The following is an 11,986-nucleotide window of genomic DNA, read 5'->3' as shown; positions in this document are numbered from 1 at the left end:
TTGCTCAGCACGCGCGAGACCGTCGCCACCGAAACCCCCGACCGCTCCGCAATCCGCCGAATGCTCATAATCAAACCCGCCTGACTGCATGACCTGCAAGTTAGATGTAATTTTCACGGTCGTTACATGCATGGTAACGAAGATTCGGCGGGAGGTCAAGAGAGTTGTGAAACGAAACAGGCTACGGAATCCGCCTGTGCCCCCGTGCCAGCATGTTGCCGCTATGCACCCCCTGCGGCATACCCTCTGGGCGCTTCAAGAAGTCGTAGCTGTGGGTCTACGTGTCCCTTGCGTCGCGCCACGCCACAGCACGTATTCTCTTCCACATCTTCATTGCCCCACTGACCCCAACCTGGCCGACGGAATCGGGCAAATAACTCCAGATACGGCCCGGGTGAACACGCCTCAATAAGATCATAGATCTCATCAGGCTTGCGTGAATGCTCTCGCTTCCGGGTTGACAGGAGGTTGACTTGAGTCCTTCCAGGCGACAGCGTTCGCATACTGCCGCGCACACCGAACAAGACTAACTCAGTAACATTGCGGAAGTAGAAGCCTACCCCGCGTCCGTCCGGCCCTCCGTCTTTCCGGATTTTGTACCAGACCAGATTCGTCTTGTAGGTGAAGCCCCAAGCTTCCATGACCCGCAGCCCCTCTTGAAGCAGTGCATTCGGCACCCATAGGTAGAGGTGTGACCTTGCGGCTGCGAGTTTGGAGACCGGTAGTTCCAGTATCTCCTTCAATTCCATCGTTGGATATCTCAGCAGCCGCCTGTGTTCAGGCGCCATCTTGCCGGTTCTATTCTGGAACTGCCAGGGCGGATCCGCCAGGATTGTTGAATACTGCCCGCTTACCTTCGCCAGCAAATCTTCCGACGGATTTGGCTCCGCGATATTGAATATGTTTGCGCCCATTTCAGTCTCCCGGCATTTAAGGTATAACCACCTGCCTTGGAATCCCGATTAACAACAGGGGGCATGGATTGCCAACTCCGCGTCGGACCCGATCTTCGAGTTTTCTCCAGTGTGTGGTGGCTTCTCCAAACTTGTCGGAAACAAAAGCGTGCGCCCATCCCTCCTCAAATGACCCTCTGGACTCCGCTGCTCGGGCGATAATCTGCAACTGCCTCGACGTTGGCGAATAGTAGTTTGAGAGACCTCGTTGGTTGTTGATGCCTTTTCTGCGAGCGAAGTCAGCCACAATGTCCCTGAGGGACTCCTGAAGAGATGTGCCTCTGGTGATGATCGCGCCAATCGATATGACGCCGTCGGCGTGAAGCCGTTTGAAGTTCTCCAGATCGCGATCAAAGAACGGGTCCTTGTTGTTCCATTCGATTTCCAAAGCAAACGTGCCTGCGGCAAAGCGCTTGACATGATCGATTTCGTGCGAAATGGACTCCTTCTCTTCCCCATCGACGATCTTCTTGATCTGGAAGCTGTGCTTCTCCCAGCCGTATTCATCAGCAAGCGCGCGGCGCACACGCTGCGTCATTTCTCCTTCACCGCCTCCGCCTCGCACCAACTCCTCCGCCGGGATCTCGAGTTGCAGAAGCACTTTCTCAAGCTCTGTTGCCCCCTCAGTCATGTCGTGCTTGAGAATCGCCTCCGCGTGGTGAAGGGTCAGGACCTGAAATCCCTTCTTCTTGATCTGCTCGAACATAGAACCCTCGACGATCAGCTCAGGCCGTCAGCAAGCAGTGATCTCTGGAACGCTAGCCCTTAAGTGATATTAATCGTATTCTCTCAATAAAGATCCGTCAATTGCTTTCTCGTGGCCGTCTCGCACTTTCTGCTAATGCCCAGGAGTAATTGCTACTGCTCCAGTGCCAGCGATGGCCTCAGTGGACATGTGGTCCACAGGAGGAAACGGCAGAAATCCCCGCAGAGATTCCTGCCTGACTTCCGCTAGGGCGGTAGGGAACGCGGTTTTTGTGCGTATTTGACAGGCGTGGTATCTTTACTTCCGGGCTCACGGATGGGCCTGAACGTGCGTCGCGGCGGCGGCGGTGGGGAATAGGTGGTCAGGAGGTCAGGTGGTCGGGGAGTCAGGTAGGGGAGAGAAGAATCCGCCGAGGGCGGCGGATCTGCGTTGCGGTGGCGAGGGCCGGAAGCGTTCTCCCGCGGAGGCGCGGAGACGCAGAGGGGGGAGAGAGGGGGATTGGGGGCTGGGGGTTGGGGATTCGGGGACTCAGAAAATCAGTAGTCAACAATCAGAAATCAGCAATCGGGTGGGCGGTGTCACCGCCTGTTGCCTCTTGCGGTGGTGGGGCGGGGGCAGTATAGTGTTCGCGGCTTGGAGGGGCGGTGACGGTATCCTTGACGAATGGAGGCTGTATGGACGGTTCAGGTTCGTTGGCTGGCGCGGCGGCAGGGCATCGGGCGCCGCGGGCGCTGTTGGCGGCGGTGGTGCTGGTGTCGGCTTCGGGGCTGATGTTCGAGCTGGCGCTGACGCGGATATTCTCAGCCACGATCTGGTACCACTACGCGTTCGTGGCGATTTCGGTGGCGCTGTTCGGATGGGGGCTTGGCGGGTTTTTCGTGTACCTGCTGGGGCTTTCGCGATTTGGCCGGCACGCCCAGAAGCTGCTGGCGGTGCTGTCGATCGTGCTGGCGGTGGTGCTGCCGCTGTTTCCGTACGGCATTTTGCAGTTTCCGTTCTCGCCGGAGCGGATGAACTTCTACTTCATGCTGAGTCTGGCCCCGTTTTTCGTCGGCGGGGCGGTGCTGAGCCTGGCGTTTGAGAGCCACGGGCGGGACGTGAACCGCTTGTACTTCGCCGACCTGGTCGGCGCAGCGGCGGGTACGCTGGTGGTGCCGGTGGTGCTGTCGCTGTTGGGAGCGGAGACGACGGTGATGGCGATCGCCCTGCTGCCGGCGCTGGCGGCGGTGATTCTGGCGGCGACGTCGAGTCCCAAACGGGCAAAGGTGCTGACCGCGGTGGCGGTGGTGGTGTTGGCGGGCAACATCGCGCTGGCGGTGTGGAATCTTCAGACGCAGACGCTGAACATCCGCGACGGTTCGGACAAGGCGCTGTACAAGCTGCTGGCGGCGCATCCCGAGGCGCGGATCGAGTCGGATGAGTGGAACGCCTATTCGCGGATCACGTCGGTCAGCGGATTCGACGACACTCACGCGGTTCGGCTTTTCATCGACAGCGACGCTGAGACGAGCGTGCTGAAGTGGGACGGAACGGCTGAGGGATTGGCCGATGGGATGGAGTGGTTCCGGGCGTTTCCGTTCCGGATCGCGTCCGAGCCGCGGGTGCTGGTGATCGGGCCCGGCGGCGGGACGGACGTGGTGCTCTCGCTCGTGGCGGGCAGTCCGAAGGTAACCGCGGTCGAGATGAACCCGTTGATCGTCAACCGCGTGCGTCAGCTCGGGGCGGCGGCGGGCAATCTCTACGACCATCCGAAGGTCGAGCTGGTGATGGACGAGGGACGCAACTTCATCCAGCGGACCGACCGGAAGTTCGATCTGATCATTCTGGGGTTCGTCGATTCGTGGGCGTCGGTGGCCAGCGGCGGGCTGTCGCTGACCGAGAACTACCTGTACACCCGCGAGGCGATCGAGGCGTATTACGACCATCTGAGCGATAGGGGGGCGTTGGTGATCGTGCGGTGGCCGACGGACGTGCCGCGGCTGGTGGCCAATTCGGTGGACTTCCTGACGGATCGCGGGCTGTCGGTCGCCGAGGTGGGTCAGCGCATCCTCGCGGTGGCCAAGACCAAGCCGCAGGGCGAGGAACCGGTCGAGACGGTGTTCATGCTCGCCCGTTCGCCGATCGAGCCGGCGAAGATCGACGCCATGCTGGCTGGGCACGGCGAGGCCCACGTGTTCTACGGGCCGGGCCGGCCGTCGGACCAGCCGTATCAGGACCTCTTCGAGGGCACGATCGACTTTCCCCGCTATACCGAGAGCTTCGATAAGCTGGCGACTCCGGTCAACGACAACCATCCGTTTTTCTTCGCGACGGACAAGCCGTACGGCGTTCCGGATTTCGCGGTTCGGCTCTTGACCGCGCCGGTGACCGGGGTCATGGGGTTCGCGGTGGTGTTGCTGGCGGGCGGCCGGGTGTTCGGCTTCCGCGCTCCGGGCGGACGGACGCTGCTGTATTTCGCCGGTCTGGGCGTCGGGTTTATCGTCTGCGAGGTGGCGTTGATTCAGCGGCTGATCCTGCTGCTGGGCCATCCGATCTACACGCTGGTGGTGATTTTGTTCACGCTGCTGCTGGCGGGCAGTCTGGGCAGCTTCCACGCCCGTCGCTACCCAGCCGAGCGGATCGGGTCGGCCCTTGGCCGGATCATCCCGATCCTGGTGGTTTTGATCGTGATCGCGGCGTTCGCGCTGCCGGCGATCGTTCAGGCGACGCTGGCCCTGCCGCTGATGGCGCGGATCGGTTTGACCGCGGCGTTGGTCTTCCCGTTCGGATTTTTGATGGGCATGCCGTTCCCGCTTGGGCTTCGGCACTCAGCCCAGGATGAGCGCGGCGCTCCGGTCTCGGCGCTCTGGGGCGTCAACGGCGCGGCGTCGGTGATCGGGTCGATCGCGGGCATGGTGCTGGCGGTGGCGGCGGGATTCACGTGGGTGTTCCTGGCCGGCGCGGCGTGCTACGCGGTTTCGTGGCTCGCCCGGCCGCGTTGAGTCTGATGTAAGAAGCCCTACATGATCATCAGCGGAATACCCCTTGTCTGTGCCGTGGTTTCGGGTCTGGCCAATACCGTGGTTGCGGTGACGGTTAAAGGGGCTCAGCATTACGACTGCCGTCCTTCGCGGTTCGGCGCGCTGGCCATGACGGCTGCGGGCGCGATTTCGCTGGTCGTGGCCCTGACCCAGCCGGGTTCGTGGTGGGATTGGCACTTGTGGACGCTCGGGATCGTTCTGGGCCTCCTTTGTTACGGCACCGTCACCGCCACCGTACTGGCCAACCACTACGGGCCGCCGTCGCTGCCGTGGGCCATGGCCAATCTGGGCCTGATCGTGCCGATCGGCCTGGCGGCGGTGTTTCTGGGCGAGGCGCTTCGCTGGACCGACGCTTTGTGTCTGATCGTCTTTGGCGGCATGCTGCTGGCGTTCGTCCGCGGCACCGCCCGCGCCGGGGACGTCCGGGCCGATCGGCGACTCACGTTGATACTGCTCCTGGCGATGGTCCTCCTGGTCAACGGCACGCTGATGTTCGGGTTCAAGCTCAACGCCTTTCTGCCGGCGGGCGTGAACCTCTCAGCCCTCTCGCCGATCATGTACGCCGCGGGCGCGTCGCTGTCGTGGCTGGACGAATGGCGGCGGCCTCGTCAGCAGTTCCGGTGGGACCAGATCGCGTGGGGCGTCGGTATGGGCCTGGGCAACGGCACGGCCGTCCTGCTGTTGCTGGTGGCGATGCAACTGCCGGCCTCGGTCGCCTTTCCCGTGATCCAGGGCGTCTCGTTCCTGGGCGGCATCGTCGCCACGGCGTTGATCTTCCGTGAACGGCTCAACCCATGGAAATCCCTGGGCATCGTCCTTGGCCTGGCGGTCATCCTTCTGGCGGTGTGGCGTTAGGCCGCGAGTCGATGGCCGTTCCCGTCGTGCGGCGCGCAAAAGAAAAGCGCACCTCGTATCAAGCGAGGTGCGCTTGTTCTCCATGTCGCCCGTTACCTCAGTGCATTGGTTGGGCGGTTACCGCAGACAATCAGCCTCCCGGCATCCGGTGCGGAACTGGCGAAGCACCAGGAGGATGAGTTCGTTACGGTTCTGAACTTCCAGCTTGGCAAACAGGCGACTCAAATGCGTTCGCACGGTGGCGATGGACATCCGCAATTCCGCTGCGATCTGTTTGTCGCTCATGCCCTCCAAGATCAACCGTGCGATCTGCACCTGGCGGCCCGACAGGCCCAGTGCCTCGATCAGTTCATCCCACTCGCGGTCGCTGAAGGCGTCGCCCTCGTCGACCAGACGGTCGTCCGCTTCGTCTCGCGTCACCGATCTGTCCTTGACCAGGTACATTGCCGCAATCATCCTACTCGCCGCCCGCCAGGGCCGACTGCCGCCGGCAGCGCGGGCACTCCGACTTGATGCAGCGTCTCCGGAACCGCCGGAAGACGTACAGAATCAGTTCGTTGCGGTCCTGGACGTTGAGCCGCGTGAAGAGGCGCGTCAGGTGCGTCCGCACGGTCGGAACCGACACTCGCGTCTCGGCCGCCACCTGCTTGTCGCTCAGGCCGTCGAACAGGCACCGGACGATCTGAACCTGCCGCGGAGAGAAGCCCAGATCATCCGAGAGCAACCGCCATTCGCACTCGGAGAAGATCCGACCTTCCGTTCGACAAGAGGCGCCGGTCGTCACGAGTCGCTCCAAACAAAAAAGGCAGCGCGAAGACACTGTCCACCGGTGGACAATGCTTTCGCCCTGCCTTCCACTTGCAGGCCCTTTGTCCTGCCCGTCAAGGCGGTTCGGTCTTATCCCGAACCACAGCACAAATCATGTCAGGTACTAGTATAATCACTCAGTACAGTTTGGCAAGCATTTTTCGGATTACCGGCCAAGATTATCCGCCGGATTGACCTTCGGCGGGCTGGACGGGCGCTTCAGCCGCCGCGTCCTCGGACAGCAGCGACTCCAGCCGTTTTCGTAACTGGGCGATATCCTTGGACTTAAAAGCCGTTCTGGTCCGCTCCAGGGTCTTGATGGCGTCGGAGACCGCCCCGGTCAGCTCGGCCAGACGCGGACAGGCAAACAGGTGGCACGGCTGAGCCGGGTCGCCGGTGGCCTGGGAACTGCGGGCCAGACGCTTCAGGTCCGACAGGGAATCGAGGATATTGCGGAACGTCAGTTCGGCGAAGGCGTCCACGGTCGACCCCGAGGGCGCCTGGCGGCGGTCGGTCATGGCCTTTTCGACCCGCTGAAGGTCCTGGTGCCACTCCTCGATCCGTCGACGGGCCTCGCGGACGAGCCGCTGGACCCTAAAGCCGCGGATCGCCTTGCCGACCTCTTCGAGGAGGATGGGGAAGTCCACGGGTTTGACCAGATAGGCGGCGACGGGAAGCTGGATTGACTGGATGGCTGAGTGGAGCGACGGGTAGCCGGTCACCAGGATCACGGGCAGACCCTCGACGATCCGCGGCAGTTCGTGGATCAACTCCAGTTTGGGATTGCCCGGCATCTTGATGTCGGCGATCAGCAGGTCATACACTCCCCGGCGCAGGAGTTCGGCGGCGGTCGGCGCATCGGCGGCGCAGTCGCAGTGGTAGCCTTCCCGGCGGAGCAGGTCGGCGGTGGAGAACAGAAACGTTTCCTCGTCGTCGGCGATCAATATGCGTCCCGGTTCGGTCATGATCCATCCCCTTGATCGACCGCCATCGGCAGTTCAATGCGGAACGTCGTCCCGCCGCCGTCTTCGGTCTGGAAGCTCAGCGAGCCGTGCATGGCCTCGGCAATGCTCTTGGAGATCGACAGGCCCAGGCCGAGGCTCTTGGCCACGTCGTCCTTGGTGGTGAAGAATGGTTCGAAGATTCGGTCGCGAAGGTCGGGCGGGATTCCCGGCCCCTCGTCGGTGACGGCGATCAAGAGCCGGCCGTTGCCGGCCGAGGCGGCGATCCGAATCGTACCGCCGGCGGGCGAGGCCTCGATCGCGTTGATGACGATATTGTAGAGCACCTGGCGCAGCAGGTCCTCGGGCAGCGTGACGGCGGCGGGCGCTTGGTCGGCCGCCACCTCGAGGGCAACCCGCCGCTCGCGGCCGGTGGGTTCGAGCAGCATCACGATGTCGCGGATGACCTGCTCGACGGAGAATCGCCGGGGCGCGGCCTGGTCGGGACGGTAGAGGTCGAACATCTGCCGGACGATGCGGGAGATGCGGTTGATCTCGTTTTCGATCCGCTGGACGTAGCCGAAATGGGGGTGGCTGTCGGGCACGGCGTCGCGGATCAGCAGGAACGAGTTCTTGATGCCGGCCAGCGGGTTGTTGATCTCGTGGGCGATGCGGGCGGCCATACGGCCGGTGGCGGCGAGTTTCTCGCTTTCGGTCCGCTGCCGCTCCAGTTCGCGGACCCGGGAGGTCCGCTGGCGCACCAGTTCCTCGAGCAGTTCGCGGTGCTCGCGGAGCCGCCGCTCGGTCCGCCGGCGGGCCACCGCGTTGGCGAAGATCTCGCCGACCATTTTGAGCAGGGCGATGTCCTCCTCCATCCAACTGACCGGCCTGTGGACGGAATCGAAACCGAGGAACCCGATGGCGGCGCCGCTGTAGGCCAGCGGCACGTTGACCAGCGACCGGATGCGCTGGGACTGGAAGACCGTCCTTTCCGCCCGTGCCTCGTCGGGCAGGTCCTCGATGCGGGGCACGTGAACCGTTTCCAAACGGCGGATTCGATCGACGATCCAGGAGTAGTCCTGGGTCTGAAGGTCCCGGAGCTTCTCGATTTCGGGCGAGACGCCCGGGGCGCACCACTCGTGGGTGTTGGAAAAAGTGGCGCCGTCCTCCGAGAAGAGGAACACGTAGGCGCGGTCGACGCTGGTCAGCCGACCGATCTGGGTCAGGGCCTGGTCGATGCCGGTATCGACCGCATCCGGAGCGAGGCTGATGAAGCTGGTCGAAATCGAGGCGATCAGCTTCTCCATCTCGCGGCGGTATCGCAGGGCCTCCTCCACCTTCTTGGCCTCGGTGATGTCGCGAAGGAAAGCCACCACCGCCGTGACCTGCCCGTCGGGTTCTCGCAGGGGGCACAGCGACGCGTCGTGCCAGAAACGTCCGGCGGGCCGGTCCAGAGGATAGACGTGGCGATGGGATTCGCCGGTGTCGAAGACCCGGCGGATGCGTTCCAGCCGCTCGGCCGCCTCCTGCGGAGGGAGGAAATCGTGGATGGACTGACCGGTAGGCTGGATGCGGCGGGTCTCGCCGTAGCGACGCTGGAGCTCCGGGTCGGACCAGGCGAACAGGTGCCGGCCGTCGCGGTCGTAGCCGATCAGGATCGTTTCGTGGAGCGACATCAGGATTCCCCGCAGGCGTTCCTCGCTCTCCTTGATGGCCCGCTGGGCGTGCTTACGCCGCGTGACGTCGCGAGTCACGCCGATAAAGGCGGTGGGCCGGCCTTCGGCGTCGCAGACGGCCGACGCGCTGAGTTCGGCGGGAAACGTGCCGCCGTCCTTGCGGAGCAGCAGGTACTCGGCGTTGCGAACGCTGCCGGTTTCCAAAGTCTTGCGGAGGTTCTGCTCGGCCCGCGCGCGGTCTTCCGGGGCGATCAAGTCGAAGACGTTCCGGCCCGCGGCGAGCATCTCTTCGGGACTTGTAAATCCATGCATCAGGGCGGTCTGGAGGTTGACGGTGATGAAATGGCCCTGCAGGTCGACCAGGCTGATGGCGTCCGGCGAGGTCTCCACAAGGCTGCGGTATCGTTGTTCGCTCTCGCGGAGGGCAGCCTCGGCGCGTTTGCGGTCGGTGATGTCGAGCACGAAGCCGCGGATGCCGACCACGCGGCCGTCGCGGATGACCCGTTTGCTGTGGATCACCGCCGGGAAGGTCGTTCCGTCCTTGCGCATGGCCAGATACTCGTGATTCTCGAACTCCTCGCCGGCCAGGATCCGGGCGATGTTGCGTTTGATCTTGTCGCGATCCCGCGGGGCGACGGCGTCGACAGCCCTGACCCGCAGGTTGATGTCGTCCCGCAGATAGCGGAAGGCGTCCAGGCCGGCCTGGTTGACGTAGGTGAAGGTCCCCTCGACGTCGATTTCGAAGATGGTTTCCGGCAGCGACTCGGTCAACTCCCGCAGCTTCGCCTCGGACTCCTTGATCGCCTGCTCAGCCTTTTTTTGCTCGGTGATATCGACGACGAAGCCGCGCAACCCCACCGGCCGTCCGTCGCTTCCGGTGATCGGCGCGCTGTAGATGACCGCGGGGAACGTGGAGCCGTCCTTGCGGAGGGCGGTGTACTCGTGTCCGGGAAGCATCTCGCCCTTGAGGATGTGGGCGACGTTGTACTGAACCCGCTCACGATCCTCCGGGCTGATCACGTTCCAGGCCAGGATGCCTCGCTCGAGGTCCTCGCGGGTGTAACCGAACGCCTGGAGGCCCACGCGGTTGACGTAGGTGAGCATGGCGTCAAGGTCCATCTCGAAGATGGCCTCGGGCAGGGCCTCGGTCAGTTCGCGCAGACGGGCCTCCTTCTCCCGCACCGCCCGTTCGGCCGCCTTGCGTTCGGTGATGTCGACGAACGAGGCCATCAGGCACAGCGGCTGGTCGTTCTCATCGGTCGACAGGCTCGCGGACAGGTGCACGTCGAAGCGAACCCCGTCCTTGCGCACCGCCACCAGGTCGCCCGACCAACTACCGTTCTCGGTCAGCTCATGGACCAGTTCGAGACCGCATTCCTCGACCTGCCAGAAGGAGAACAGCGGCTGGTGGAGGATCTCAGTGTCGTTTTCGTAACCCCACATTTCGAGGAACGCGGTGTTGATGTAGATCACGTCGCCTTCGAGATTGGCCATGGCCACCGCGTTGATCGAGGACTCGATGGCGAAGTCCTTGATCCACAGCTTCTCCTCGAACCGCTTGCGGTCCGTGATGTCGCGGACGAAGGCGATGCAGGCCTGGTGGCCTCTCCAGAGCGTCTGCGAGTTGGTCACCTCGACGGTGCGTTGCTGGCCGCTTTTGTGCCGCAGGACGGCCTCGTGGCGGGCCGGCGAGCCGTGAACCTCTTTGAACAGGTGGGCCTCCGGCTGATCCGGATCGACCAGGCAGGCCGGATCGGTCTGCAGCAGGGCGGCGGCGCCGTACCCCGTAATTTCGGAAAGCCTCCGGTTAACGTAGACCAGGCGGCGTCCGTCGGCGGTCGCGATGGCGATCCCGTCGCTGGCGTTCTCAGCCAGGGCCTTGAAGTTGGCCTCGCTTTCCCGGAGCAGTTCCTCAGCCTCTTTGGCTGCGGTGATCTCGTAGACCACGCCTTCCACATAACCCCGTTCGCGATCCAGCCGCGCGGAGAAGCGGGCCCAGAAAACAGCCCCGTCGCGCCGCATGAACCGCACCTCGAAATCATCGATGCGCCCGGTCTTCCTCAGGTGGGTCATCACCCGTTCGCGGTCGGCCGGATCGGCGTAGCGCCCGGCCATCTGGAGCCCGGACGCCAGAAGCTCACGGCGGTTTGGAAACCCCATGATCGCGGCGGCGCGCTCGTTGCACTCCAGAACCAGCCCGTCGTCCAGTCGCGACCGGTAGAGCCCGACCAGCGCATTGCCGAAAAGATGCTGGTACTTCTCCTCGCTGGCGCGAAGCCGCTCTTCGGCGAGTCGGCGCTCGGTGATGTCCCGCGAGATTCCCAACACCGCGCCGGGCACACCGCCGCCGTCGGGCAGGGGAACCAACTGGGTGTGAAGCCATGCGTCGCGGGCGGGAAAGACCATCCGGTCCTCGACGGCCAGAGGTTGGCCGGTCTCGAACACCTTCATGAGCGTGTTGGCCTGCCTCTCAAAGGCCTCGCGCCCGAACAGGTCGACCACCCGTTTGCCGACCAGTTCATCGGGCGAAGCGTTCCAGTGGGACGCCGCGTGGCTGTTGACGTATTCGACCACTCCCTTGCGGTTGACGATGAAGATGCAGTCGAGCGACGATTCGGCCAGCGTTCGATAGAGGCTTTCGGTCGCGCAGAGGGCCTGCGCCGTCCGCCGACGGCCGACAAGCACTCCGTGGAGCACCAGGCCCACGCCCACCAGCATCGCCACGTGCAGACCGCGAAACAGCAGGGCCGCCGGTTCCGGAGGAACCAGACGGTCAAGCAGGCTGCCGCGATCGAGAACGAAGGCCTCGACGGCGGCGACAAGCAGTAGATACCCAGCGGTGAGAATCGCTGCAGTCAGCAAGGTTCGGCGACTTCTCGCCCACCAGCCCGGTTTGGTTGCGTTCAAGTCTGAGACTACCTCGAAAAGCTCTGCCGATGTGCCGGTATGGCGTTTGCGCCGATCAGTCCTCTTGCCACTGCAGCGCTGCCGGCCAGGTCACCTGTTAGCTATGCCCATGATAACCACT

The 11,986-nt window shown here is 63.5% G+C and carries 9 protein-coding genes; 2 read left to right on the top strand and 7 right to left on the bottom strand.

Annotated features, from left to right (window positions below; translation table 11 throughout):
• The 3 genes from GXY33_00115 to GXY33_00105 form a co-directional block, all read right to left on the bottom strand.
• Window positions 1-68: LacI family DNA-binding transcriptional regulator (locus tag GXY33_00115; protein ID NLX03526.1), on the bottom strand; the 68-nt coding region annotated here is incomplete at its 3' end.
• Between the two features lie 153 nt (window positions 69-221).
• The gene (locus GXY33_00110) at window positions 222-914 is read right to left on the bottom strand and encodes an S-adenosylmethionine-binding protein (GenBank protein ID NLX03525.1); all 693 of its coding nucleotides are present in this window, start codon (window positions 912-914) and stop codon (window positions 222-224) included.
• Window positions 915-930: 16 nt separating this feature from the next.
• On the bottom strand, window positions 931-1,659 hold the full coding sequence (locus tag GXY33_00105) for a restriction endonuclease (GenBank protein NLX03524.1): 729 nt from the start codon (window positions 1,657-1,659) through the stop codon (window positions 931-933).
• Window positions 1,660-2,333: 674 nt separating this feature from the next.
• On the opposite strand from GXY33_00105, the gene GXY33_00100 reads away from it, so the two are divergent.
• The gene (locus GXY33_00100) at window positions 2,334-4,640 is read left to right on the top strand and encodes a hypothetical protein (GenBank protein NLX03523.1); all 2,307 of its coding nucleotides are present in this window, start codon (window positions 2,334-2,336) and stop codon (window positions 4,638-4,640) included.
• 21 nt (window positions 4,641-4,661) lie between these two features.
• Window positions 4,662-5,534, top strand: coding sequence for a hypothetical protein (locus GXY33_00095; protein NLX03522.1), 873 nt, complete (start codon window positions 4,662-4,664; stop codon window positions 5,532-5,534).
• A gap of 117 nt (window positions 5,535-5,651) precedes the next feature.
• On the opposite strand, the gene GXY33_00090 is transcribed toward GXY33_00095, so the two are convergent.
• From GXY33_00090 to GXY33_00075, 4 genes are all read right to left on the bottom strand, one after another.
• Window positions 5,652-5,954, bottom strand: coding sequence for a helix-turn-helix transcriptional regulator (locus tag GXY33_00090; protein ID NLX03521.1), 303 nt, complete (start codon window positions 5,952-5,954; stop codon window positions 5,652-5,654).
• Between the two features lie 37 nt (window positions 5,955-5,991).
• Window positions 5,992-6,318, bottom strand: a complete 327-nt coding sequence (locus GXY33_00085) for a response regulator transcription factor (protein NLX03520.1) — start codon at window positions 6,316-6,318, stop codon at window positions 5,992-5,994.
• Window positions 6,319-6,520: 202 nt separating this feature from the next.
• Complete coding sequence (locus GXY33_00080) at window positions 6,521-7,306, bottom strand: response regulator (protein ID NLX03519.1); 786 nt, start codon at window positions 7,304-7,306, stop codon at window positions 6,521-6,523.
• Window positions 7,303-11,820 (bottom strand): PAS domain S-box protein, encoded by a 4,518-nt coding sequence (locus GXY33_00075; GenBank protein ID NLX03518.1) that lies wholly within the window; start codon window positions 11,818-11,820, stop codon window positions 7,303-7,305. The genes GXY33_00080 and GXY33_00075 overlap by 4 nt, the downstream gene beginning before the upstream one ends.
• Between the last annotated feature and the right edge of the window lie 166 nt (window positions 11,821-11,986).

The organism is Phycisphaerae bacterium (assembly GCA_012729815.1).
GTDB lineage: Bacteria > Planctomycetota > Phycisphaerae > JAAYCJ01 > JAAYCJ01 > JAAYCJ01.
Note: the sequence above shows the minus strand (reverse complement) of the source record. Positions and strands in the feature narration are given on the sequence as shown.

Bases quoted from the DNA above. Each gene is read 5' to 3' on its own strand.
- GXY33_00110 (NLX03525.1), bottom strand. From the start codon at position 914: ATGGGCGCAAACATATTCAATATCGCGGAGCCAAATCCGTCGGAAGAT.
- GXY33_00105 (NLX03524.1), bottom strand. From the start codon at position 1,659: ATGTTCGAGCAGATCAAGAAGAAGGGATTTCAGGTCCTGACCCTTCAC.
- GXY33_00100 (NLX03523.1), top strand. From the start codon at position 2,334: ATGGACGGTTCAGGTTCGTTGGCTGGCGCGGCGGCAGGGCATCGGGCG.
- GXY33_00095 (NLX03522.1), top strand. From the start codon at position 4,662: ATGATCATCAGCGGAATACCCCTTGTCTGTGCCGTGGTTTCGGGTCTG.
- GXY33_00080 (NLX03519.1), bottom strand. From the start codon at position 7,306: ATGACCGAACCGGGACGCATATTGATCGCCGACGACGAGGAAACGTTT.